At 57.9% G+C, this 25,459-nt stretch carries 20 protein-coding genes and 1 pseudogene; 10 read left to right on the top strand and 11 right to left on the bottom strand.

The features are described from left to right. Positions 1-312 precede the first annotated feature (312 nt). Positions 313-5,340 (top strand): leucine-rich repeat domain-containing protein, encoded by a 5,028-nt coding sequence (locus JJD66_RS12955; RefSeq protein WP_200648320.1) that lies wholly within the window; start codon positions 313-315, stop codon positions 5,338-5,340. 8 nt (positions 5,341-5,348) lie between these two features. On the opposite strand, the gene argR is transcribed toward JJD66_RS12955, so the two are convergent. The 7 genes from argR to acs all read right to left on the bottom strand — a co-directional run bounded on the left by argR (position 5,349) and on the right by acs (position 13,395). Then, positions 5,349-6,329 carry a transcriptional regulator ArgR gene (gene argR, locus JJD66_RS12950; protein ID WP_200648319.1) on the bottom strand — a complete coding sequence of 327 codons (981 nt, stop codon included), beginning with the start codon at positions 6,327-6,329 and terminating at the stop codon, positions 5,349-5,351. A gap of 246 nt (positions 6,330-6,575) precedes the next feature. Then, positions 6,576-7,340 (bottom strand): ABC transporter ATP-binding protein, encoded by a 765-nt coding sequence (locus JJD66_RS12945; RefSeq protein WP_014719598.1) that lies wholly within the window; start codon positions 7,338-7,340, stop codon positions 6,576-6,578. 27 nt (positions 7,341-7,367) lie between these two features. Continuing rightward, positions 7,368-8,480, bottom strand: coding sequence for a succinylglutamate desuccinylase/aspartoacylase family protein (locus JJD66_RS12940; protein WP_105228056.1), 1,113 nt, complete (start codon positions 8,478-8,480; stop codon positions 7,368-7,370). Position 8,481: 1 nt separating this feature from the next. Next, positions 8,482-9,180, bottom strand: a complete 699-nt coding sequence (locus JJD66_RS12935; RefSeq protein WP_003193625.1) for an ABC transporter permease — start codon at positions 9,178-9,180, stop codon at positions 8,482-8,484. After that, positions 9,177-9,866, bottom strand: coding sequence for an ABC transporter permease (locus JJD66_RS12930; protein ID WP_003193627.1), 690 nt, complete (start codon positions 9,864-9,866; stop codon positions 9,177-9,179). Before JJD66_RS12930 ends, JJD66_RS12935 begins: the two co-directional genes overlap by 4 nt. 91 nt (positions 9,867-9,957) lie before the next feature. Next, the gene (locus JJD66_RS12925; protein WP_034128472.1) at positions 9,958-10,743 is read right to left on the bottom strand and encodes an ABC transporter substrate-binding protein; all 786 of its coding nucleotides are present in this window, start codon (positions 10,741-10,743) and stop codon (positions 9,958-9,960) included. Positions 10,744-11,439: 696 nt separating this feature from the next. Then, positions 11,440-13,395, bottom strand: coding sequence for an acetate--CoA ligase (acs, locus tag JJD66_RS12920; protein ID WP_005790645.1), 1,956 nt, complete (start codon positions 13,393-13,395; stop codon positions 11,440-11,442). Positions 13,396-13,792: 397 nt separating this feature from the next. Here acs and JJD66_RS12915 point away from each other — a divergent pair, with 397 nt between their 5' ends. The 3 genes and pseudogenes from JJD66_RS12915 to JJD66_RS12905 form a co-directional block, all read left to right on the top strand. After that, complete coding sequence (locus JJD66_RS12915) at positions 13,793-14,062, top strand: DUF2790 domain-containing protein (protein WP_034128473.1); 270 nt, start codon at positions 13,793-13,795, stop codon at positions 14,060-14,062. 554 nt (positions 14,063-14,616) lie between these two features. Then, a complete protein-coding gene (locus tag JJD66_RS12910) occupies positions 14,617-15,867 on the top strand; it encodes a ribonucleotide-diphosphate reductase subunit beta (RefSeq protein WP_014719604.1) in 1,251 nt (416 codons plus the stop codon). A gap of 66 nt (positions 15,868-15,933) precedes the next feature. Beyond that, positions 15,934-16,106, top strand: a pseudogene (locus JJD66_RS12905) (HNH endonuclease); the annotation flags it as partial. A 139-nt stretch (positions 16,107-16,245) separates the two neighbouring features. On the opposite strand, the gene JJD66_RS12900 reads toward JJD66_RS12905, so the two are convergent. The 3 genes from JJD66_RS12900 to JJD66_RS12890 are packed head-to-tail and all read right to left on the bottom strand — an operon-like array spanning position 16,246 to position 17,734. Then, on the bottom strand, positions 16,246-16,542 hold the full coding sequence (locus tag JJD66_RS12900; RefSeq protein ID WP_034128474.1) for a hypothetical protein: 297 nt from the start codon (positions 16,540-16,542) through the stop codon (positions 16,246-16,248). After that, positions 16,539-17,252 carry a DUF4225 domain-containing protein gene (locus JJD66_RS12895; protein WP_200648318.1) on the bottom strand — a complete coding sequence of 238 codons (714 nt, stop codon included), beginning with the start codon at positions 17,250-17,252 and terminating at the stop codon, positions 16,539-16,541. Before JJD66_RS12895 ends, JJD66_RS12900 begins: the two co-directional genes overlap by 4 nt. Next, a complete protein-coding gene (locus JJD66_RS12890; RefSeq protein WP_200648317.1) occupies positions 17,249-17,734 on the bottom strand; it encodes an Hcp family type VI secretion system effector in 486 nt (161 codons plus the stop codon). The genes JJD66_RS12895 and JJD66_RS12890 overlap by 4 nt, the downstream gene beginning before the upstream one ends. A 379-nt stretch (positions 17,735-18,113) precedes the next feature. On the opposite strand from JJD66_RS12890, the gene JJD66_RS12885 reads away from it, so the two are divergent. Further along, positions 18,114-18,761 (top strand): HAD-IB family hydrolase, encoded by a 648-nt coding sequence (locus tag JJD66_RS12885; protein WP_200648327.1) that lies wholly within the window; start codon positions 18,114-18,116, stop codon positions 18,759-18,761. Between the two features lie 92 nt (positions 18,762-18,853). Here JJD66_RS12885 and JJD66_RS12880 read toward each other — a convergent pair whose 3' ends face one another. Continuing rightward, a complete protein-coding gene (locus JJD66_RS12880) occupies positions 18,854-19,813 on the bottom strand; it encodes a LysR family transcriptional regulator (protein WP_105228062.1) in 960 nt (319 codons plus the stop codon). 193 nt (positions 19,814-20,006) lie between these two features. On the opposite strand from JJD66_RS12880, the gene argH reads away from it, so the two are divergent. From argH to JJD66_RS12855, 5 genes are all read left to right on the top strand, one after another. Then, positions 20,007-21,434, top strand: a complete 1,428-nt coding sequence (argH, locus tag JJD66_RS12875) for an argininosuccinate lyase (RefSeq protein ID WP_200648316.1) — start codon at positions 20,007-20,009, stop codon at positions 21,432-21,434. Between the two features lie 123 nt (positions 21,435-21,557). Further along, the gene (locus tag JJD66_RS12870) at positions 21,558-22,436 is read left to right on the top strand and encodes an amino acid ABC transporter permease (protein ID WP_019819278.1); all 879 of its coding nucleotides are present in this window, start codon (positions 21,558-21,560) and stop codon (positions 22,434-22,436) included. A gap of 24 nt (positions 22,437-22,460) precedes the next feature. Beyond that, positions 22,461-23,225: an amino acid ABC transporter ATP-binding protein gene (locus tag JJD66_RS12865; RefSeq protein ID WP_003193648.1), complete on the top strand. Its 765-nt coding sequence runs from the start codon at positions 22,461-22,463 to the stop codon at positions 23,223-23,225. A 25-nt stretch (positions 23,226-23,250) separates the two neighbouring features. Continuing rightward, a complete protein-coding gene (locus JJD66_RS12860; protein ID WP_200648315.1) occupies positions 23,251-24,072 on the top strand; it encodes an ABC transporter substrate-binding protein in 822 nt (273 codons plus the stop codon). 163 nt (positions 24,073-24,235) lie between these two features. Further along, positions 24,236-25,405, top strand: a complete 1,170-nt coding sequence (locus JJD66_RS12855) for an MFS transporter (protein WP_105228068.1) — start codon at positions 24,236-24,238, stop codon at positions 25,403-25,405. The last annotated feature ends 54 nt before the right edge of the window (positions 25,406-25,459 follow it).

Below are 25,459 nucleotides of genomic sequence, written 5' to 3'. Positions count from 1 at the left end.
CCTTGTCGCCAAGCGACAACTTCTTATAGCGCCAACCCGTGTTTTTCGCGGGTTTACGCCAATGCGACAAATAGCGTCGCAATGGCGCAGTTTAAACGCTGCGGCAGGTTTACGTCAGGATCATGCAGCGAAAGGGTTGGCGCGCCCTGACGATCTAACCGCGCCTACCCGAGTTCCGGGCAGCACGGCCTCATAAGCAAGGGAGGCAAGCGCAAGATCTGCGGGTTTCGTTGCGGGCATCACTATATATGCTCCCGCCCTGCATCAAAGTTGGTGTGATGTCGCTGCCTCAACTCAATGAAGATCCAGCCCATGCCCACCCCAACTCAAACCTCGCTCTCCCAACACCTCGCACAAGTCGCAGCCGTAGTGCCCGCCGAGGTCAACCCCCGCCTACCGAAATGGCTAGGGAACGCCTCAAGTGCCCGGCGCCAGGCCCTGAAAAACAGCCCAATTGAATTCGCCGATTGGTATGGCGATGCCAACCGCACCCAGCAAGCTCCCGCCAAGAAGGCCCTGGAGAACAGTTGGAAGGCACAAAACCAAGTCGACAGCGCCCTATCCACGCTCCAAACCCCGCAGGCATTTGCCGCCCCCTTGCTGCAGCAGGCACTCAAGCAGCAGTACGACGCCGACTGCGACGTCAGCGCTATTTATCTGCGCTTGTATATCCCACAGACCACACCGCTGCTTCCCATAGAAACTGGCGCCAAAACCTGGACTGTTTCACTGGTGGAGGCGGCATTGCACAACTTTGATGCGGACGAAAGCAAGCCGACGGCATATGCCCCAGAGTCGACATTCATTACTCAGCCCTCCGCCACCGGGCAATTCAACACGTTGCCCCAATTACGCGAGAAAATCAGCATCGCGCAATTCATCGGGTTATGCCGCACGCTGGATGTCGGCAAGCAATACCAGCGCTACCTCAAGAACCTTTTGGGCTTCAATGACGCGGCGATCAAGGCTCAACTGCGCCAAAAGGTCATCAACAGCCTGAAAGCCGACGCCCAAGCCAGCTTGCATATGGCGCAGCTGAAAAAAGATGTATCGCCCCAAGCGTTCAATGCACTTCGCAGCTTTCTCAAAAACCTGATCGGCGACCTGAACGGCAGGCCGTTGCTGTGCCATGACCTTAGCCTGATGAACGCCCCCTTGACCGGCATCGTGCTGTTCGCCGCCGACCTGGAGTCCAATCGCAGCGCCGTCCCGATGGTGGCCTATATTCCGGGCGACCCGCAATCGCCGCTCAAGTATTACGCCAACGGTCAGGCCTTCATGCAGGACCTGGCGAACAAACTGCGCAGCGCCGACTATCAGGCGTTTTTCAGCCGTTTCGTCAGGCATGAACAGCGCGGCTACTTCTTTGCCGATCTCAACAGCCGCTTATCACAGGTCGTCTGGCACGAGCATGTTTCGGGCGACCCCCGCCCTGTCTGGCGTGACGAACCCGTGGCCAAACCCAACCTGCAATTTTATGCGACGAAAATCACCAACGACCTGTACGAACACCTGTATGAGAACAAGCTTGATAAGTTGCTCAACGATGCTCGCGTAACGGCCATTCCCACCGCCGACGCTGACAGAAATGCTCGCTGGCGGCACTGGGAGGTTGTACAGAAAATCGGTGAAGCCATTCTCGAAATCGCCGCCTTCATCGCAACACCCTTTGTTCCGCCGCTGGGCTTACTGATGCTCGGCTATACCGCCTATCAACTGCTCGACGATGTGTTCGAAGGCGTGCTCGACTGGGCCGAAGGGCTCAAGCGCCAGGCATTCGGGCACCTGATGTCAATCCTTGAGCAAATGGTCCAACTGGGGATGTTCGCGGTCGGCGCACCGATCGCCGAAAACCTGTTGCGACAGACGCTACCGAAGGCGCTATGGGACTTCTTTGACAGACTCACTCCAGTGACCACCGACCGTAAAACCCGTCTGTGGAACCCCGACCTGGCGCCCTACGTCCATGACATTCAATTGGTTCCAGGGTCGCGCCCCGGCCCGCAGGGATTACATGCCCATCAACAAAAGCAGATCCTGGCGCTGGACGGGCAATTTTTCTCCATCAAGCAACCCTCGGGCAACGCTAGCCTTGAACATCCGACGCGCCCCCACGCCTACCGCCCACGCGTACTGAGCAATGGCAAGGGCGCCTGGTTGACGCCCGTGGATCGCCCGTTGACCTGGAATCGCACCACCTTGCTGCGCCGGCTCGGCCCATCTGCCGAAGGTATCAGCGAAGCCGGTTTTGAAAGAGCCAGTCGCATCAGCGAGACCAATGATGACGTCCTGCGCAAACTGTACATGGACCACCAACCGCCGCCGCCGCTGTTGGCCGACACACTCAAGCGCATCCGGGTCGATGAGCAGTTGCAAACTTTCATCGACCAGATGAACAGCGATGACCCTGCGATGTATCAGAAGGCTGATACCCAAACGCAACTGTGGCTGCTGAGCCAGACGGGCCTATGGCCCGAATCCAAGACCCTGCGGTTTCTCAACGCCAAAGGTGAAACCGTCTGGGAGCACAAAGGCCATAAAAACGCCGCCGTGGCACAGATACACGAAGCCCAGATGAACAAGGGCGATTTGCTGACGATCGTGCTGGAAACCTTGAACGAGTCGGAACGCAAAACCTTGCTTGAAGAGCCGTTCGGCCCCACGCCCACCCTGCCTGCACGCACCGCCAAACTGCGCAAACAACTGGCACGCGCAGCTCAGAAAAGCCGCACCTCGCTGTTCGACTCGCGTTATCGCGGGCTGGAGATAACCGCTGACGCACGCCTGCAAACCATCATCGACGCCGCGCCCGGCCTGCCAACGAGTGCCGCTGAAGAGGTATTACGCGGCTCCACCGGCCAGCAGTTGCTGGACATCGACCAAGGCAAGCTACCCGCACCGGTACTTGAGCGAGCACGCTGGGCCGCTCATCACGTTCGAATCAGCCGGGCGCATGAAGGGTTGTACATGACCGCTCTGGAAAACAGCGACACCCACCGCCTCGCCCTGCACTCGCTGGAAAACCTGCCGGGCTGGTCGCCGTCTGTGCGTCTGGAAGTGCGCGATTTCAAGCAAACCGGCAAGCTGCACGATGCAATCGGCGATCCTGAAGCACCGATCAAACGCACCCTGGTGCGTACCATCGAAGGCGAGTACATCCCTGAAGACGAAAAAGGCATGCTGCTTGCCGAAACGGATTTTTACACTGCCGTCCTGCAGGCCCTGCCTGACACTCAGCGCGATGCGCTGGGCATTCATATCGGCCAGGGTCCGTTGTTGCGGCAAACCTTGAGCCAGCGCCCCCTGACACGTGAAGCGCTCGGCGCGTTGTTGGCCCAGGATCCAGTGCGCAAACCTGCCTACGACCCCAGGCTGATGCGCCTACCCGGCGGCATGGAAGGCTACCCCGCCACACCGCCAGAGGCCGGCAACACCCCCGAATTAGCGTTGTTACACGAGCTGTACCCTGGCCTGAGCCCGCAAGAGCTGGCTCAGACACTGGACATTTTGAACAGCTATCCCAGCACTCCCTTACAGACGCTCCGCTACCTGAAAAACGAGCTTTTACGACTCAAAACCGATCTGATGGCCTGGCGCTCGACCCTCTTGCAGGCCTCTCTCAACACCGATGCCCCGCTACCTTCTTCCGCCGTCGCCGAAGCGGAACTGCACCGCTGGATATGGACACAAGAACTGCTCCGCGGCTGGCGCCATGAAACGCCGATCGATACTGACCACGCAATCGGACGCGCACTGAACCTTGGCTACCCCATACACGGCGAACTGCCTGTACTCAATGCAAACTTCGATCACATTTCCAGTTTGACGCTAAAGGGTTACCCCACTACCCGGGGAGCGCCAGGTTTCCTCACCCACTTCCCCAACCTACGTACGTTGCATCTGAGCGACGTTGCCCTCAACACAATTCCTCCCGAGGTCATCGCACTTTCTCACCTTGACAGACTGACGCTGCGCAACTGCAACCTGACCCTGCAAAACCACACAGACCTTGCTCCCTTCACAGGACTCAAAAGCCTGGACCTATCCAACAACAATCAGCTGTCACGGTCTCCCAACCTTGGGCACATGCCCGAACTACAGACGCTGAACCTGAGCGGAACCCATATCTCCCTGTTTCCCGAGAACTTGCTCAATCGCCCCCAACTAGTCAGCGCCGATCTGAGCAACAACTATTTGAGTCGGCTGCCTGATTTGATCTTCCAGCTGCCAGGCAATGCCGCCAAAGCCTTTAACCTGTCAGGCAACGGGTTCTCACGCGCCACGCTGCAGAGGATCAAAGCCTATTGCCAGGCAACCGGCGAACATTTTGGTGCTGATGCCAACCCCGCGCAGCGGCTTATGGTGCAAGCGCTTTACCCCAAGTACAGCGTCGACCAGGCGAATAACTTCATCTTCAGGCTGCCCGGCGGCCTGGACGACTCAATGGCACACTTGGTGCGCTTGAAAGCGGACTACGAGCGTCTTCAAGCCGATTTGCAGGAATGGATAGTGAGTGTGCCGGCACAGCATCCGCTTACGAGGGCACCACTGGACGAGCAAGCGCAGGCTCAGCAGCAGTTGGTGCGAGACGAACTCAAAACAGTGCTGGAAGCAGCCTGGCGACGGGAAACAGCTCTGGACTCCGACCAAGAGCCGCCAGCCGCCTCCCATGAAATGGAAGTGACGCTGGCGCCGCTAGGCGATCTACCGTCATTGAATATCGATTTCGAGCACATTTCGAAGCTGGAATTGAGGGCAGAGGAAACTACGTCGATTCCCCAGGGATTTCTCGAGCACTTTCCCAACCTGGAAAGCCTGCTGATCTACCGCTATGCCTTGAACGACATCCCAGGCGCCGTGTTCAATCTACCCAAACTCAAGTCACTGAGCCTTGCAAACAGCCATATTCGCTTGACCACCACCAGCGCCGACGCCCTGAGCGACCTGCAAAACCTTGAGTACCTGGACCTGAGTCATAACCCGCTGGGCGTCGCGCCCGACATCAGCAAAATGTCGGGACTGACAGGTTTGATGATCGAAGAAGCTGGCCTCACGCAAGTGCCGAACGGAATATTCAACCTGCCATCGCTTGATCAAGTGAGCTTGCGCAACAACCAGATTAGCGAGCTGCCCAGCGACCTCCTTGAGATGGATGCAGACAGAGCCCAGGGCTTCGACCTCAGCGGCAACCCGTTCTCGCCCGCGACGATCGCCATGCTGCGCCGTTACTACAACCGCACGGCGGTAAACTTCGATGTACCGGAAGCTTTACAACCCCCGCCGATCAATCCCAACCAGGACTCCGTCAGCGGTGGACCCGACACAGAGGGCGATGAATAGCCCGCCGCTCAACCGCGCTCGGAGGGCAACGACGACAACTCGAACGGGCTGCTGCTGCGCCGTTGGTTGCGGTCTTCACGGGGAGTAGCGCCGAAGAAGTTACGGTAGGCGCTGGAGAAATGCGGCCCCGAGGAGAAGCCGCACGACAGGCCGATCTGAATGATCGACTTGCTGGTTTGCATCAACATCTGGCGCGCCTTGTTCAGGCGCAGTTCCAGGTAATACTGGCTGGGAACGCGGTTAAGGTACTGCTTGAAGATGCGCTCCAGCTGTCGTCGTGACACGCACACGTGCTGGGCAATTTCATCGGTGGTCAGCGGCTCTTCAATATTCGCTTCCATCAGCAACACCGCCTGGGTCAGCTTCGGATGGCTGGAGCCCAGGCGGTTTTGCAACGGAATGCGCTGGCGCTCGCCGCCTTCACGGATGCGCTCCACCACCAATTCTTCAGACACGGCACCGGCCAACTCGGCGCCATGGTCACGGGCCAGTACCGCCAACAGCAGGTCAAGTACCGACATGCCGCCGCAAGCGGTCAGGCGATCACGGTCCCAGTCAAACAGGTGGCTGGTGGCGATGACCTTGGGGAAACGCTCGGCGAAATCGTCCTGCCAGCGCCAATGCACGGCAGCACGATAACCATCCAGCAAACCAAGCTGAGCCAATGGGTACACGCCCGCCGATAACCCGCCGATCACGCAACCAGCCCGAACCAGCTGCTTGAGCGCTGTGCTGAGCTGGGAGGCGATGGCGGCAGGCGGCTCATCCGCCAGCAGGAACAGTTTCTGAAAACCTTCCAGCTTGCCAGCCCACGGCTCGCCCGGCAGTTGCCAGGCCCCCTCGGTTTGCGGCTCGGCCTGCAGAAACGACAACTCGTAGACCACATCCGGATGTACCCGCTGAGCAACGCGCAAGGCCTCCTCAGCCAGCGCAAGCGTGAGTGCTTTTGTGCTGGGCCAAATCAGGAAACCAATTTTGTGGGCGGTCATGGAGTGCTATCCGGAGCGAAAACGGTGAAAGAAGCTGTGGGCCAATGCTAGCCCGTAATCAACTACAAATCCCAAAACAAACACAGATCAAAAGTGGGAGCTGGCTTGCCTGCGATGGCGGTGGGTCAATTAACACATCATTGGCTGATGCATCGCTATCGCGGGCAAGCCAGCTCCCACAGGGAATCGGGGCTTACCTCAAGACTGCGGAGCATGCACTATCCCGGTGCACAAAAGCAGTCTTGATTATTTCAAACTGCCAGAGAGGAACTGCTGCAACCGTTCCGACTGCGGGTTCACCAGCACTTCCCTCGGATTGCCACGCTCTTCAACAATGCCTTTGTGCAAAAACACCAACTGGTTCGACACTTCCCGGGCAAAGCCCATTTCGTGGGTCACCACCACCATGGTGCGGCCTTCCTGGGCCAGGTCCTGCATGACCTTGAGCACTTCGCCCACCAACTCCGGATCCAGCGCCGAAGTAGGTTCGTCGAACAGCATCACCTCAGGTTCCATCGCCAGCGCACGAGCAATCGCTACGCGCTGCTGCTCGCCACCGGACATGTGGCCCGGGAACGCATCCTTACGATGGCCCACACCAACTTTGGCCAGGTAATGCTCGGCCTTTTCACGGGCCTCTTTCTTCGATATGCCCAACACGTGCACCGGGGCTTCCATCACGTTTTCAATCGCGGTCATGTGCGACCACAGGTTGAAATGCTGGAACACCATGGACAGGCGTGAACGCATACGTTGCAGTTGCTTGGGGTCGGCAGCCTTCATGGCGCCGTCCTTGTTGGCCACCAGTTTCAGCTCTTCGTTATTGAGCAGAATCTTGCCGGCGTGGGGCTGCTCCAGCAGGTTGATGCAGCGCAAAAAGGTACTTTTGCCCGAACCGCTGGAACCGATGATGCTGATCACATCACCGGCGGCGGCGGCCAGGGACACACCTTTGAGCACTTCATGACTGCCATAGCGTTTATGCAGGTCTTGGACTTCAAGCTTGTACATGCGGTCGGTTCTCACAAAAACAGGTGGTCAGTCGTTGAGCAAGCGCCCGTGACGCAGCGCTTCGCGCCCCGCCACCTTGGCCAGCCAGAAACCCGCTTGGGCATAACGTAGCCGTTCAACGGCAAACAACACCCCCGAGGTGCCCGCGCAAATAGTGCTTACGCGGTCGGTCAGGGGGTCAATCACTTCAAAAATCTCGTCGCCGGTTTCTACCCAGTCGCCCGCTTTACGCAGGTAACTGATCACCCCGGCATGGGGCGCGAACAGCAGTTCGGTGCCCTCAAAAGGCACACCTTCGCAAGGTTCGTGTTGCGGCGCGGGCCACTCGCCCTTGATCAAGCCTTGTTCGGCGAGGAACGCAAGGATGCCTTCGGCGTGGAAGATGGCTTCATCACGGCCGGTGTCGGCCTGGCCGCCCAACTCCAACGTCGTTGCCAGGCAGGCCAGCGGAATCTGCGCCTGCGGGAACGTGCGCGACAAACGCAGCCACGGCAACGAGCACGCCTCGTCAAACGAACTGCCGCCGGAATCTTCCGCCAGCAGGCCGACCTTCACATTCAGGTGTGCCGACAGCGACCGCCACTGCGGCCAGTGTTGGGGCAGCGCATACATGTGCAGTGCGGCTTCGGCGTCGCAATGCAGGTCCAGCACCACATCGGCGGTGCACGCATGGCTCAGCAGGATACGCTGCATGCCTTGCAACTGGCTGCTCGGCTCGGGCAAGGCGGCGAGCGTATCGCTCATGGCCTGGCGAATCATGCGCACATTGGCGTGCGGGTCATCACCCAGTTTGCCTTGCAACAATGCACCGACCGGCTCGCTCAACTCAACGAAGTCGCGATTGAAGTTCTTGCCGCTGCCCACTTCGAAACGCCCCTGGTGGCTGCCTTGCAACAGCTGGCCAAGGCCCATCGGGTTAGCCACCGGCACCAGCTCGATCACGCCGTTGAGGGCGCCCTGCTGCTCCAGCTTTGTGAGGCGTTTTTTCAGTTCCCACGCGGCACGCATACCCGGCAACTCATCGGCGTGCAAGCTGGCCTGGATATAGGCCTTGCGCTCGCCGCTGCCAAAGCGGAACACGCTCAGTTGGCGCTCGCAGCCCAAATGCCCCCAGGGCAGCAGATGATCGATACGTTCCATATCAGTGCTTCCGTGGAGCCAGGTAGCTCAGCCAGCGGCGCTCGGCCAACTTGAACAGGCGCACCAGGATGAAGGTCAGGCACAGGTAGAACACGCCGGCGGTGATATAGGCTTCGAACGGCAGGTAATACTGGGCATTAACCGTACGCGCGGCACCGGTGATGTCGATCAGGGTAACGATAGACGCCAGGCTGGTGGTCTGCAGCATCATGATCACTTCGTTGCTGTACTGCGGCAGCGCACGGCGCAGGGCCGACGGCAACAGGATGCGGCGGTACAGTTTGTAGCGCGACATGCCCATGGCCTTGGCCGCTTCGATCTCACCGTTAGGCGTGGCCTTGAGGCTGCCGGCGATAATTTCGGCGGTGTAGGCGCTGGTGTTGATCGCAAACGCCAGGCACGCACAGAATGTCGCGCTGGACAGCAGCGGCCACAGGAAGCTTTCGCGCACCACTTCGAACTGTGCCAGGCCGTAGTAGATCAAAAACAGCTGCACCAGCATCGGTGTGCCGCGGATCACATAGGTGTAAAGCCAGGCCACGCCGTTGACGATCGGCTGCTTGGACACGCGCATCAAGCCCAGGGGCAAGGCCGCGAGCAGGCCGAAGAACAGCGAGATAGCGAGCAGTTTCAGGGTGGTCAGCAGGCCGCCGAGGTACAGCGGCATGGCCTCCCAGATGACGTTGTAGTCGAAGATCATAGATCAGCCGCCCTTACGCCTACCGAGTAGCGCTTCTCAAGGTAACGCAAGGCCAGCAACGACACGCTGGTGATCACCAGGTACATCGCCGCCACTGCGAGGAAGAAGGTAAAAGGCTCGCGGGTGGCGTCTGCCGCCTGCTTGGCCTTGAACATCATGTCTTGCAGACCTACCACCGAAATCAGCGCGGTGGCCTTGGTCAATACCAGCCAGTTGTTGGTAAACCCGGGGATCGCCAGCCGAATCATCTGCGGCACCATCACCCGGAAAAACACCTGAAAACTGCTCATGCCATACGCCAGGCCGGCTTCAGCCTGCCCCTTGGGAATGGCCATGAAGGCGCCACGGAAGGTTTCCGAAAGATAGGCACCAAAGATGAAACCCAGGGTGCCGATACCGGCGGCCAGGGGGTTCAAGTCGATATAGTCGTCAAAGCCCAGCAACGGCGCGACGCGGTTAAGCAAGTCCTGACCGCCGTAGAAAATCAGCAGGATCAGCACCAGGTCGGGGATCCCGCGGATCACCGTGGAGTACAAGTCGCCCAGCCAAGCCAGCCAGCGTACCGGCGACAGGCGTAGCGCGACCCCGATCAGACCCAGAACAATGGCCAAGGCCATGGACGACAAGGCGAGCTGAAGCGTCAACCATGCGCCATCGAGGATGACGGCCCCGTAGCCTTTCAACATGATTCAGGTCCTCGAAAAGGGGGATGAAAAAATGGCGCAAACTTCAGGATGACTGTTGCTTGCGCCATTTCGGACAGACAGCTGCGATGAGTTACTTGGCGTCAGCGCCGTAAATATCGAAGTCGAAGTACTTGTCCTGGATTTTCTTGTATTCGCCGTTGGCACGGATTGCAGCGATGGCCGCATTGATGCGCTCAAGGTTCTCTTTGTCACCTTTGCGCACTGCGATGCCGATACCGTCGCCGAAGTATTTGGCTTCGGTGAACGATGGCCCTACAAACGCGTAGCCTTTGCCGGCGTCAGTTTTCAGGAAACCGTCTTGCAGCAGGGTGGCGTCAGCCACGGTACCGTCGAGACGACCGGCAGCCACGTCCAGGTAGATTTCGTTCTGGGTACTGTAACCCTTGATATCCGCACCTTTTGGCGCCAGGACTTCACGGGCGAAACGATCGTGGATCGAACCGCGCTGTACACCGATCTTCTTGCCCTTCAATTCATCCAGGCTGTCGCTGACGGTGGTGCCTTCCTTCATCACCAGGCGCGCTGGGGACAGGTAGTAGCGGGTGGTGAAATCCACGGATTTCTTGCGGTCTTCGGTGATGGACATGGACGACAGAATCGCGTCGATCTTGCGCACTTTCAGCGCAGGGATCAGGCCGTCGAATTCCTGCTCGACCCAGGTGCACTTGACGTCCATCTGCTTGCACAGCGCATTGCCGATGTCGTAGTCAAAACCGACGATGCTGCCATCCGGCGCCTTCGAGGCAAACGGAGGGTAAGCCGCTTCGATACCAATTTTCAGCGGCTTGCCTTCGGCGAAAGCCTGCATGGACAGCACGGACAGCGCCAGGGCGCCCAACAGCACGAGTTTCTTCATCTTGGGACTCCATCGGTATAGGGCAAAAACAGCAGTATGAGCCATGGCCCACGATGCGGCGAAGGTGTAACCGAATAGCGGTGCTGCGTCCTGCGCGGGCGACACCTGCGACGACGAGCGAGTGATCGGCATTCTAACGACAGGCCGGAAGCCGATATTTCCTCAATGCGACAACAATTTACAGAAGCACTGAGAAAGCGGTTCCAACTCATTGACAGCCTCTGAAATTTATGCAGAGACAAAAGATATTAAACCTGATGATGCTGCAAATTGCGGGCCTATTATTCGCAAACCCTTCTAGCACGGCAAGTCTGGCGTTTAATCTTATTTTTAGGGGTGTCTAGAACGCGGTTTTTCGGGGCGTGGGCGTGGTCCGTTGCCCCAGCTTTGTGCGGGTGGTTACACATTTGAGCGGGCCGGTAACATTCAGAAATGTCCTACCGGAAAAACCGATATTTATTGGCTTGGTTGTGATGCGACCCTGTTAGACCGCCACCCACCCCCCCTTTATGAAATGCGATCTGAACTGTGGGAGCTGGCTTGCCTGCGATAACGGTGTATCAGCCAAAGATGGGCTAACTGATAAATAGCTATCGCAGGCAAGCCAGCTCCCACATTGAACCTCGGTGCTTCTGAGTCCCCAAAAAAAGCCCCACCCGGCTTGCACCGAATGGGGCTCTGTCCCACCTACCCCGCTTACGCGACGTTCATGGTCTTGTGCGTTTCAATCAAATGCGCCACCACGCTCGGATCTGCCAGGGTGGAGATATCCCCCAACCCGTCGTATTCAGCCGTGGCGATCTTGCGCAAAATGCGCCGCATGATTTTCCCCGAGCGCGTTTTCGGCAACCCAGGCGCCCACTGGATTACGTCCGGCGAGGCAATCGGCCCGATTTCCTTGCGCACCCAGTTTTTCAGTTCCAGGCGCAGTGCTTCGTTGGGCTCTTCACCATTCTTCAAGGTGACATACACATAAATGCCCTGCCCCTTGATGTCATGCGGCACACCCACCACCGCCGCCTCGGCGACTTTGGGGTGCGCAACCATGGCGCTCTCGATCTCGGCAGTACCCATGCGGTGGCCGGACACGTTCAACACGTCATCCACACGGCCAGTGATCCACCAGTAACCATCCTCATCGCGACGTGCGCCGTCACCGGTGAAGTACATGCCGCGGAAGGTCTTGAAGTAGGTGTCGACAAAACGGTCATGGTCGCCGTACAGGGTACGCGCCTGGCCTGGCCAGGAATCCAGAATCACCAGGTTGCCTTCGGCGGCGCCTTCGATGATGTTGCCCAGGTTGTCCACTAGCGCCGGCACCACACCGAAAAACGGCCGTGCCGCCGAACCCGGCTTCAACGCATGGGCGCCTGGCAGTGGGCTCATCAGCGTGGCACCGGTTTCGGTCTGCCACCAGGTGTCGACGATCGGGCAACGGGATTGGCCGACGTTCTTGTAGTACCAGTCCCAGGCTTCCGGGTTGATCGGCTCACCCACCGAACCCAACAGGCGCAGGCTGCTGCCGTCGGCGCCTTCACAGGCAGCGGTGCCGGAGGCCATCATGGCGCGGATCGCGGTCGGTGCGGTGTAGAGGATGTTGACCTTGTGCTTGTCGACGATCTTCGCCACTCGGGTGATGTCCGGGTAGTTCGGCACGCCTTCGAACAGCAGCGTGGTCGCGCCATTGGCCAGCGGGCCGTAGACGATGTAGGTGTGGCCAGTGACCCAGCCGACGTCGGCGGTGCACCAGTAGATTTCGCCTGGGCGATAGTCGAATACGCGCTCGTGAGTCAGGGCCGCATAGAGCAAGTAGCCACCGGTGGTGTGCTGCACACCCTTGGGCTTGCCGGTAGAGCCGGAGGTATAGAGGATGAACAGCGCTTCTTCGGCGCCCATTTCTTTTGGCGCGCAGACGGTGCCCGCCACTTTCATCAGGTCTTCGTACCAGATGTCGCGATGCTGGTTCCACTTGATCGCGCCATTGGTGCGCTTGCACACGATCACCTTCTGGATGCTGCTGGTTTCCGGGTTGGTCAGTGCGTCGTCAACGTTAGCCTTAAGCGGAATTTTCTTACCGGCACGGATGCCTTCGTCAGCAGTAATCACCACTTTTGACTTACAGTCGATGATGCGACCGGCCAGGGCTTCCGGGGAGAAACCGCCAAACACCACCGAATGGATCGCGCCGATGCGGGTACAGGCCAGCATGGCGACCACGGCTTCGGGAATCATCGGCATATAGATAGTCACCACATCGCCGCGGTGCACGTCCTGGCCGCGCAAGGCGTTGGCGAACTTGCAGACTTCTTCATGCAACTCGCGGTAGGTGATGTTGCGGCTCTCGGCAGGGTCGTCGCCCTCCCAGATGATTGCGATCTGGTCGCCACGCTCGGCGAGGTGACGGTCCAGGCAATTGTAGGAAACGTTCAGGGTGCCATCGGCGAACCATTTGATGTCGACATGGTGGTCGTCGAAAGAGGTCTGCTTCACCGCGGTGAAAGGCTTGACCCAGTCAAGGCGCTTGGCTTGCTCGCGCCAGAAGCCATCGGGGTTGACCACCGACTGCTGGTACATAGCCTTGTAGGTCGCCTCGTCGGTCAGCGTGTTGGCTGCTACTTCGGGGCGAACGGGGTACAGGGAAGCCGCACTCATCTTTCTTACCTCGGTGACATAGTTGTTGTTGTATGGCCCCTGTTGTAGCCGGGGTGGGCCTATAGAACCATTCGACGATGGTAGTAACAAGACCCTACAAATTGCCCTGCTATGCCTTTTCACCGCTCTGGCCCGCGTGCTGCGGCGGCTGGCAGGCTTCTGAAAAAATCTTGATTGAGGGATTGTTACAAAAACCGCCAAAAGTGTTTATCAAAACCACGGGTATATGAATATAACCGAGGCGCCTAAAATCAACTCCGCCAACAAGGCACTCTGATTAACAACGCAACAGCCCCCACGAAGGCAACGTTAATCCGAACTTCCTAACTTTTAAGTGACACACACGGCCTCACAAGGGCCCCGTGCCCCCTTTCGCCCTGAAGAAGGTAATGAACAAATGAAAGCGTTATTAGTGATCGCCCTGAGCAGCTTGTGCGCCACCGCCGCCCTGGCGGACGAAGCCCCGACTGAACTGGCCGGCCAGAACGCCCCGATTGTCGAGGACTACACCTATAGCACGCACTTGGATGTGGCCAAAGTCTTGTCCATGAGCAGCATTCCAGAAGTCTGCGAAGTTGTACCGGTGAAGATGGAATATGAAGATTCTCAAGGCCAGCGTCATATTCTTAACTATCAAGTAATGGGCAATGGTTGCTCTAACGGCTAACAACTTCTGAAGTTGGATTCTTAATTGCCGCAAGAAATCGTTCTTGCGGCCAAGAACCCGCCCTTGAATACACCCCACATCAATTGTGGGAGCTGGCTTGCCTGCGATGGCGATTTCAGCCACGACCACTCTTTTTACGCCCCCTTCCCCTGCCCCAAAAAAAACATCCCCGCCCATCAAAAACCCCCACGCCCAGCAAAGCCTTGCAAACACTCGCTTTGGCCGAAACCCACGTCATTTTGGCGCTCCCAAGTGACCATCCGCCGCAACACAAACCTGAATTTTTCCCTATAATGCGCGGGTAAATCGGGCCTGCAATATCCCTTTACACACGGATAAAGAGCCAGACCTTGAGCCTGCGCTGCAGCAAGTACGCATCGCTGCGCCCCTCAAGCCTCATGCAGCACCCGCAACCTGATTCCGTTTATTTGCCTGCGCGAGCTGTTGCAACAAACGATTCCTTAAGATCCACCGCGGCCCTAGGGCCGTGTGAACACCCAACCATCCGGTTTCACACGGGCACCTTTGAGCCCTCACGCAGGAGACGACACGTCATGCTGAGCTGGGACGAATTCGACAAAGAAGAAGAAGGCGAAGTAGCCGCTAAAGGCGCCAACGCCGGCCACGCCACCGAAGCCAACATGGACCGCCTCGACGGTGCCGGCGCCGCTGCCGCCGTGGAAGCCCGTGCCGTCACCGCCAACGACTCCGCCGCCATCGTGCGCGCCAAGGCCGCCCTGGACAAACTCGACGTCGCCGAAGGCCTCGCCGAGCTGGAAGGCGCCTCCGCCCGCGTCGCCGTTGACGAAAAGCGCATGATCAACTGCCGCGCCGACCTCAACCAACTCGTGCCATTCAAGTACGACTGGGCCTGGCAGAAGTACCTCGACGGCTGCGCCAACCACTGGATGCCGCAAGAGGTCAACATGACCGCCGACATCGCCCTGTGGAAAAACCCCGAAGGCCTGACCGACGACGAACGCCGTATCGTCATGCGCAACCTGGGCTTCTTCTCCACCGCCGACTCCCTGGTAGCCAACAACCTGGTGCTGGCCGTGTACCGCCTGATCACCAACCCGGAGTGCCGCCAGTACATCCTGCGCCAGGCCTTCGAAGAAGCGATCCACACCCACGCCTACCAGTACTGCATCGAATCGCTGGCCATGGATGAAGGCGAGATCTTCAACATGTACCACGAGATTCCATCGGTCGCCAAAAAGGCCGCCTGGGGCCTGAAGTACACCCGCTCGATCTCCGATCCGAAGTTCGAAACCGGCACCGTCGACACCGACAAGGAACTGCTGCGCAACCTGGTCGCCTACTACTGCGTATTGGAAGGCATCTTCTTCTACTGCGGCTTCACCCAGATCCTGTCCATGGGCCGCCGCAACAAAATGACCGGCGTGGCCGAGCAGTTCCAGTACATCCTGCGCGATGAGTCGATGCACCTGAACTTCGGTATCGACGTGATCAACCAGATCAAAATCGAAAACCCACACCTGTGGGACGCCGAGATGAAGGAAGAAGCGACCCAGATGATTCTGCAGGGTACGCAGTTGGAGATTGAATACGCGCGTGACACCATGCCTCGCGGTGTTCTCGGCATGAACGCGGCGATGATGGAAGACTATCTGAAGTTCATAGCTAACCGTCGCCTGTCGCAGATCGGCTTGAAGGAAGAGTACCCAGGCACGACTAACCCGTTCCCGTGGATGAGCGAGATCATGGACTTGAAGAAAGAGAAGAACTTCTTCGAGACCCGTGTGATCGAGTACCAGACCGGCGGCGCGCTGAGCTGGGATTGATCCGGACTAAGCGCTAAAGGAAGCCCTGGCATGTTCAGGGCTTTTTTTCGTCGGTAAAAAAGGAATTTGCTATTTCTTGAAGTCCATCACGTCAAGCACCTGGCCCAGAAGGGCTCGGATCGCATCACCAATGCTGTAGCCTTGTGCCCAATTGCCATCAGCGTTGTCATCGGTCGAGTTGTCGGGAGGCTTTTAGCGAAAGGCTTTACGCCAAGATCGGAAGACTGGCACGGGAGTAGGCTCCTGTTGTCATAGCTGATGCATGCTTAATACTATTAGATAGGACCTAGGCCAACCCGTGTACCCAGACATGCTCGAAGCCGAACCTAAGGCCTGAGTACTCTCTGCCTCCGACAAGCCTACACTCTCTTTTTTCGTTCAGAACCAGCGCCTGACCTTCCACTTCATCGGAAGTGCAAATCCGTGAGCCAATATGCCGAAAAAGGCAATCCACTCGATGATGGGATATTGAATAATAAAATCAGTCCTAATCCCAAAAAAAGGAAACTCGCCATACTTAATAACCTCAATATAGGACACCACAAAATAGCCGTTATAGACCACACAAGAATACAGCTTTATATGATTCAAATCACACCCAGAAAACCTCCTTTTCAGAGCATAAGCGGACCATACGCCACCCATCACAAACAACGCAGACCAGAGCACAATCATTCATTAAGCCTTTTATATATTTGCCTACCGGTCTCGTAGTCGGTATAAGCTTCCAACCCTAACGGCGCGGCACCCATAGTTTTATAAGCCCGTTCTTTATCTGATCTTATGTATCTAAACAATCGCCATGCGTCAGGTTTAATCACACGCCTACCAAGACTGTACATTGACAATCCTATATCAGTACCACCGTAGGCTAGGTCGCCTTCACGCTCACCATATCCAAATGACGTTGCTGCGGCGCGATATGCGCTCCTGACTGGTCCCGCTGTATCTGAGACATCATTCATTAAATTGCGACCGTTCTCATAAATATTATTAGCGCCGTGTGCCATGATCGGGATACCCGCCAGCAAACACAGCGTACCGACTGAGGCGTAGCAAATTCCTGCCCCAGTCGCAAACTGAAGTGCGCCCGCGATAACCCCGATGCCTTTGCTCCCCACCTCCAGGGATTGGTTTATGAGGCTTTTTTGTTCGCGCTTTATTTCCTTCAACCCCTGATCAATTGTTTTCCTGCCTTCCTCAACATCCCTAACAATACTCCGCGCGTAATAAGCCACCTCCCGATTGAACTGTAACCGAACAACCCCATCATTAATATTCCGAGCACTGATGGTACAAGCTTGGTTAGTCAGATACGCTGCAGCCTGACTAACCACCCAGATATCGTAAAATGTGGGCTGCTGTTTTTCATATTTTTTATTCACCGACCTGTCCCCCAAGTACTGAAGCCACTTGTACCCGCCTTATGGTGAGTCCAGATTATTTCACGATATTTAAGCGCAACATGCTCTTGTGCCTCTGCATCAATATGCAAAACAGAATGCGGTACGTCGACAGTGAGGTCGGTGATGATGCAGCCTCGAATATCGACGCTGTAGTATTTTTCATGCCAGCCCGATTGGGCGATCCGATAAAAATTGATGACGCAGTTGAGCTCTTCCCTGTTGGAGAGCGCTACCGCCAGCAAGGGTGACGATTTATCGATATTTTTGGTAATGGCAATCGGCCCATGACTCGACGCCCTGACGTTGCCCCTGTTGGCCATATTATGGTGGAAGGACAGCACCATTATCTCGTCGCAGTGCCCCTCCTGCCACTTGTTGCCGATAGAGTCTTGAGTCGAACACTTTGCAGAAATCAGACCTTGGGATTTGCCGCTGATGGTCATGTAGCCGTGGTTTGCCATAGGGTTAACGCCTTGTTGTTTTTGGCATTTACCATACGAAAAATAGCAAATAGGAAATATCGGAAAGTTCGCTTTAAGTGGTGCGAGTGGTATGTAGGAAATTTAACCCACACTCCAATCAGTCGGCCAAAACACTTGTAAGACCTAACTGCACTCGCTCTCGAATGAGCGTGCCGGAACCTCGGAAGCCCCACTCCTGGCTCAGGGGTAGTAAACTCGTATCGCCATAAACGCATGGACCGTCGCACGCACACAAAAGAGCGCAGAGGCTGACCCGCAGCGACCAGGCTGAACCGTCAACCTGAACCCCGGCAGGCAAGCGCCAGTCACAACGCTATGAAACCGCCCTACCTGATAAGGACCACCCGTGAACCCAGACATGCTCGAAGCCGGCCCCGCAGACGCCAAAGTACTTTCCGTCTTTGACTTCGACGGCACCCTCACCCACCACGACAGTTTCGTGCCCTTCCTCAAGTTTGCCTTTGGCCCCGGTGAGTTTTATGGCCGGATGGTCAAGCTCGCGGTGCCTGGGCTGCGGTTTTTGGTCCGGCAGATCAGCCGGGATGAGTTGAAGGCACAGTTGATTCGCACCTTTATGACGGGTGTGGAAAAGACCTGGGTGCAGCAAAAAGCCGAGGAGTATTGCCAGCGTAATTGGGCGCGGTTGATGCGCCCTGCGGGGGTGTTGTCAGTGGAGCAGGAGTTGGGCTCGGGGGCGGTGGTGACGCTGTGCTCGGCGTCGCCTGCGTTGGTGTTGCAGCCGTTTGCGGATCGGCTTGGGATCAAGTTGATTGGCACTGAGCTTGAGGTGGTCGACGGTGTGTTGACCGGCAAGCTCACCGGCAATAACTGCCGCTGTGAGAACAAGGTGCTGCGCCTTGAAGCGGTTTATGGCGACCTGGGGGAGTATCGGCTCAGGGCCTGGGGCGATACGCGTGGGGATCGGGAGTTGTTGGCGGCGGCGCAGGATGCGCATTTTCGGCATTTTCATGCGAAGAAGAAAAAGCTGGCTCGGTTGCAGCGGTGATGCGGGTAGGTGGGGTTGGCGGGGAGACCGAGGCGATCCCATCGCAGCCTCGCTGGGGCTCGACAGCTCCCACATTTGAGTTTTGTTGAGGCTTAGGCCGAGGTCTTCAGGTCTACACCCAGCGCTGTGGCAAAGGCTTTTACCATCGGGCTTCTCGGCGCGTTGTGGCGCAGGATCAGGTTGAACGCGGTGCTTAAATGAACCTGCTCTGGGCACAGTTCGCGCAGGCGCCCTTCCCTGACCAGTGGCGTGGCGTAGTGTTCTGGCAGAAAGCCCAGGAAGCGGCCGGTGAGGATCAGGATGGCGACGGCTTCCACTTGTGAAGCCGAGGCGGACTGGCTGTCGTGGCTGACGAAGTTGGCCTTGTCGCGATGGATCGCATACCGATGGTTGACCACTTCGTATTGGCGAAGCGCATCGGGGGTGATGTCGCTCGCAGTGAACAAGGGATGCCCTACGGCGCAGTAGGCGTGGGCCTTTTCTTCGTAGAGCGGGAAGTAGTCGAATTCTTCACGGCGTTGGTACACCGGGACAATGCCGGCGACCAGGCGCCCTTCCACTACTCCGCGTTCAACTTCGTCCAATTGCGAGGCATGTAGGCGCAATCTTATTTTTGGCGATTGGCGATGTAAGTTGCCCAGGGCGGTAATCAGCGGGGAATTGACATCCGAGACGGTGTTATCAATAACGCCCACACTCAGGTCGCCGATCAGTTCGTTTTGCGCCGAACTAAGCTTGTCGCGAAAACTGTCCACTGAGGTAAATAACTCGATGGATGCCTGATACACCAACTTGCCTTCTTCGGTCAGCCCGAACCCTTCGCGGCCCCGTGTGCACAGGCGCATGCCGATGCGAATCTCGAGGTCGGAGATCTGTTTGCTGATGGCCGCCAGGCCCACGTTCAGCTCGTTTTGCGCGGCACTGAAGCCGCCCGCTTCGACCACGGCCATGAACACGCGCAGCAATTTGAAGTCCAGCCCACTCAGTTGCAGCGGTGCTCGTGTGCCGGGTTTTGGCGGCAGGTTTCCAGAAGTGGAAAGTGGGGTTTCCATAATGCGCGTTGACCTCGAGTGCCATATTCAACAGGCTTGAACCCAATCCTTGAACATAGCCAGGCGGCGATAATGAACATAAACATCCGCCCTTGGCAACCTTGAATACGGCGCGTCAGATGCCGGTTCTACACCGATAAACTTCTGTTGAAACTGCCTCCGACTCTTCTAAAAACAAGCGTGAGGAATACCCATGTCCCAGCCCACCGACCGCCTTTGGGGCGCTCGTTTCAAGACCGGTCCGTCTGCGGCGTTGGCCGCGTTGTCGCGTTGCCCTGAGCGCTATTTTCGCCTGACGCCCTACGACCTGGCCGGCTCCCGTGCCCATGCCCGTGAGTTGCAGCGCGCCGGTTTGCTGGATGAGTCGGAAACCCTGCGCACCCTCGAAGCCCTGGACCGTATCGGTGAGGATTTCGCCGCCGGTCGCCTGCATCCCACCCTGGATGACGAGGACGTGCACACCTTTATCGAACGCGTATTGACCGAGCGCCTCGGTGCCCTGGGCGGCAAGTTGCGTGCCGGACGCTCGCGCAATGACCAGACGGCCAATGATCTGCGTCTGTTCCTGCGCGACCATGCGCGCACCATCGCCAACGAGGTGCTGGGTTTGCAGCAGGCGCTGGTTGAGCAGGCCGAGCAACATGTGGAGAGCATCTGCCCGGGCTTCACCCATTTGCAGCAGGCGCAACCCATTGTGTTCGCCCATCACTTGCTGGCCCACGCGCAGTCGATGCTGCGCGATGTGCAGCGCCTGGTGGATTGGGATGCGCGTACGGCCCTGTCGCCATTGGGCGCGGCCGCCATGGCAGGTTCGGCGATAGCGCGTCAGCCAGAGCACTCGGCCAGGGAAATGGGTTACACCGGGCCATGCGAAAACTCCATCGACGCCGTCGCCAGCCGTGACCATGTGGCGGAGTTCCTGTTTGTGGCCGGCATGCTCGGGGTGAATATTTCGCGGCTGTCGGAGGAGTTTTGCCTGTGGTCGTCGCGCCAGTTTTGCTGGGTAGTGCTGGACGATGCCTACGCCACCGGCAGTTCGATCATGCCGCAGAAAAAGAACCCGGACATTGCCGAATTGGCGCGGGGCAAGGCCGGGCGTTTGATCGGCAACCTGACCGGGCTGATGTCGACGCTCAAGTCGCTGCCGCTGTCGTACAACCGCGATTTGAGTGAAGACAAGCACAGCGTGTTGGACAGCGTGGACACCTTGCTGCTGGTGTTGCCGGCGATGGCCGGCATGGTGGCGACCATGAAGGTGCAGGTAGAGGAGTTGCGGCGCCAGGCGCCAATGGGCTTTACCTTGGCGACTGAGGTGGCGGACTGGCTGGCCACCCGTGGTGTGCCGTTCAAGGAGGCGCATGAGATTACCGGCGCGCTGGTGCAGGCCTGTGAGCAGCATGAGATTGAGTTGTGGCAAGCCTCACCGGCAATGTTGGCCGAGGTGGATGGGCGACTCACCGCGGACGTGCGCGACTGCCTGACCCTGGAGGCGGCGATTGCGGCGCGTAGTGGGTGGGGTGGGACGGCGCCGGAGCGGGTGAAGGAGCAGATCGGGCGGTTGAAGATTGCTTTGGCTGAACAGCAGAAGTGGGCTGAGAGTTATCAGGGGTTTCGGATTTAAGCCTTGGTAGGTGTGGTGAGCTCACCGGCGCTTTCGCAGGCAAGCCAGCTCCCACATTTGACCGGGTTTCAGCCGTAACACCGTGTACATCGGTTAGAGCGTCATTAGTTTTGGAGTAGCAGCATGAACCAAACCCCGGCCGAGCGCTTGGAAGCCGAGCGCAAGTTGTCCGAAAACCAGTTCGATATCACCCAGTACGAGCATGTGCCGCGGCGCTATTACGGGCGGATGTTTTTTGCCACCCTGATCGTGATTGTGTTGGCGGCGCTGTTGCGCGCGTTTGCCAATGGCCAGATCGAATGGTCCTACATTGGCCAGTTCCTTACGTCGCAAGCCATCCTCTGGGGCCTGGTGAACACCATCGTCATGTCGATCCTGGCGATGGCATTGGGCGTAGTGATCGGAGTGATCACGGCGATCATGCGCATGTCGGCCAACCCGATCCTGCGTTACGTGGCCATCACCTATACCTGGTTGTTTCGCGGTACACCGCTGATTTTGCAGCTGCTGCTGTGGTTCAACCTGGCGTTGATCTTCCCGGTGATCGCGATTCCGGGCCTGTTCAGCATCGACACCGTCGACCTGATGACGCCATTCGTGGCCGCCCTGCTCGGCTTGAGCATCAACCAGGGCGCCTATACCGCTGAAGTGGTGCGTGCCGGCTTGCTGTCGGTGGACACCGGCCAATACGAGGCGGCCAAGTCCATCGGCATGCCGAGCCTGCAGGCGCTGCGCAGGATCATTCTGCCGCAGGCGATGCGCGTGATCATCCCGCCCGTCGGCAACGAGTTCATCAGCATGGTGAAAATGACCAGCCTGGCCAGTGTGATCCAGTACTCGGAACTGCTGCACAACGCGCAAAACATCTACTACGCCAACGCCCGGGTGATGGAGCTGCTGATTGTGGCGGGCATCTGGTACCTGGCGGTGGTGACTGTTCTTTCATTTGGTCAAAGCCGCCTCGAGCGTCGTTTTGCCCGCGGCGCCGGCAAGCGTTCGTAAGCCTGGGTTGAGGAGATTTGCCCCATGAGAAGCATCGTCAAGGCTGTCAACCTGAACAAGTATTACGACCAGTATCACGCCCTGCGTGACATCAATATAGAGGTCGAGCAAGGCGAGGTGATGTGCATCATCGGCCCGTCCGGCTCGGGCAAAAGTACCCTGCTGCGTTGCGTCAATCAGCTGGAAAAGATCGACAAGGGCGGCCTGTGGGTCGATGGCGAATTGGTTGGTTATCGAGTGGTCGGCAACAAGCTGCACGAGATGAACGAAGCGCAGATCGCCCGCCAGCGCCTGGCCACCGGCATGGTGTTCCAGCGCTTCAATTTGTTCCCGCACATGACTGTGTTGCAAAACATCATCGAAGGCCCGTGCCAGGTGCTCAAGCGCTCGCCCAAGGAAGCCATCGAAGATGCGCTGGAACTGCTGGCCCGCGTTGGCCTGGCGGACAAACGCAATGCCTACCCGGTGGAGTTGTCCGGCGGCCAGCAACAACGTGTGGCAATTGCCCGGGCCTTGGCGATGCGCCCCAAGTTGATGCTGTTTGACGAACCCACATCAGCGCTCGACCCGGAGCTGGTAGGCGAAGTGCTGTCAGTGATGCGCGATTTGGCCACCACTGGCATGACCATGATCGTGGTCACCCATGAATTGGGCTTCGCTCGCGAAGTGTCCAACCGCATGGTGTTTATGGACGCCGGCCAGATTGTGGAAGCCGGCAGCCCGGAAGACATTCTAATAAGCCCACAAAACCCGCGTACCCAAAGCTTTATATCTGCCGTTCGCACTTAACTAAAAAACTAACGAGAACGCCCCCATGAAGAATATATTTATCCCTACCTTGCTTGCAGGCCTGATGGCCTCCTCGTGTGTATTCGCGGCCTTGCCGCAAGCCATCAAGGACAAGGGTGAGATCAGCGCAGCCATCGTGCCGAACTACCCGCCGATGGACTTCAAGGACCCGGCCACCAACAAACTCACCGGTTTCGATTTCGACCTGGGCAACGCCCTGGCCGAGCGACTGGGCGTGAAGATCAAATGGCAGGAAACCGGCTTCGAACAGATGCTCAGCGGCCTGACCACCAAGCGCGTGGACATCGTGCTGTCGGGCATGACCGATACCGCCGAGCGCCAGAAAGCCGTGACCTTCATCGACTACTTCACCAGCGGCCCGCAGCTCTACACTTTGGCCAAGCGCGAAGAGATCAAGGAATTGACCGACCTGTGCGGTAAAAAAGTCGGCACCAGCCGCCGCACCACCTGGCCGTCGGAAATTACCGCCTGGAGCAAGGCAAACTGCGAAGCGGCGGGTAAGCCGGCAATCGTGGTGATCGGCACCGAAGGCTCGGCAGATGCGCGGGCGCAGTTGCAGCAGAACCGCCTGGATGCGGCGATGCAGGGCAGCGAGACCATTCCTTATTTGATGTCGCTGGACAAGGGCAAGTACAAGCCGGTGGGGCTGGCGATTTCCAAGCAATTCACCGGGCTTGGGATTGAGAAGAGCAATACCGAGTTGGTCACGGCGATCAGTGAGGCATTGCAGGGCATGATTGATGACGGGACTTACGGCAAGATCCTGAAGAAGTGGGATCTGGAGCAGGGGGCGGTCGAGAAAATCACCATCAACTCTGGCCAATAACGCCATCGAATGTGGGAGCTGGCTTGCCTGCGATAACGGTGGGTCAGCTAAAACAATGTTGGCTGTTACTCCGCTATCGCAGGCAAGCCAGCTCCCACACTCAATCTGCGTTCGCTGGTGATCTGAGTCGTGTAGGTAAGAATCACAAGGAGCGCACCCCACCGTGGCCACCTACTCCCTGGTAATCCGTCGCCTGATGATCTGCTCGGTGACCATCGTGGTCAGCCGTGCCATGACCAGCCCGTTGCTGGCCCTCTGGCTGAGCACACGCCTGGGCCTCAACCAACAGGACATCGGCCTGCTGATGGGGGTCGCCGTGTTCATCGCCACGCTCCTGGGTTTGTACGGCGGCTACATCATCGACCGCCTGGAAAAGCGCAAGCTGTTGATCCTGGCCATGCTCTCCAGCTCCATCGGTTTTTTGTTGCTGACCTTTGCCAGCAACCTCTACCTCACCACGCTGACCCTTGTTGTGACTGAAGCCGCGTCAGCGCTGTTCCTGATCGGCTCCAAGGCGATCATCAGCGAAAACCTGCCGGTGGGTGAGCGCGCCAAGGTGTTTTCCCTGCGCTACACCCTGACCAATGTCGGCTATGCCACGGGCCCGATGTTGGGCGTAGTGATTGCCGGCCAATTGCCGTGGGCACCGTTTTTGATCGCCAGCGCCATTGCCTTTGGCAGCCTGTTCCTGATGATCGGCATTGCGCCGACCCAGCGCGACGACAGTCATAAGCCTCAAAGCTTCCTCAGCACCTTGCGCACCTTGCGCAGCGACCGCACGCTGATCCTCTTCACCAGCGGCAGCCTGTTGAGCACCATCGTCCATGGGCGCTACACCCTGTATCTGTCGCAGTTTTTGCTAGTGGCCTACACACCCGACCAGGCACTGAAAATTCTGTCTGCGGTGCTCGCCTGCAACGCCATCACCGTGATTTTGATGCAGTACCAAATCGGCCGATTTCTCAAGCGCGAGCAACTGCGCCATTGGATCGTGCTGGGCACCCTGCTGTTTATTGCCGGGTTGGTCGGCTTCAGCCAGGCGCACAGTCTGCTGACCTGGTGCCTGGCAATGTTCGTGTTCACCCTGGGCGAGATGATCATCTACCCCTCGGAGTTCCTCTTTATCGACACCATCGCGCCGGATGCACTACGGGGCAGTTATTACGGCGCACAGAACCTGGCCGCGTTTGGCGGGGCCATGAGCCCGGTGATTTGTGGCTATCTGCTGATCAATGCGGCGCCCACCAGCATGTTCTTTGCCCTGGCCGCACTCACGGCCATGGGCGGCACCCTGTGTTTCTTGAGCGGGCGACGCGTGGCAGTTTCTTGCTGATATTTACGCAAGATCCGGCTATTAATAGCCAAACCTCTGACGGACCCGAGCCCC

Source organism: Pseudomonas sp. MF6751 (assembly GCF_016613265.1).
Taxonomy (GTDB): Bacteria; Pseudomonadota; Gammaproteobacteria; order Pseudomonadales; family Pseudomonadaceae; genus Aquipseudomonas; species Aquipseudomonas fluorescens_BV.
The sequence above is the reverse complement of the archived record's forward strand: the minus strand, read 5'-3'. Positions and strand labels throughout refer to the sequence as shown.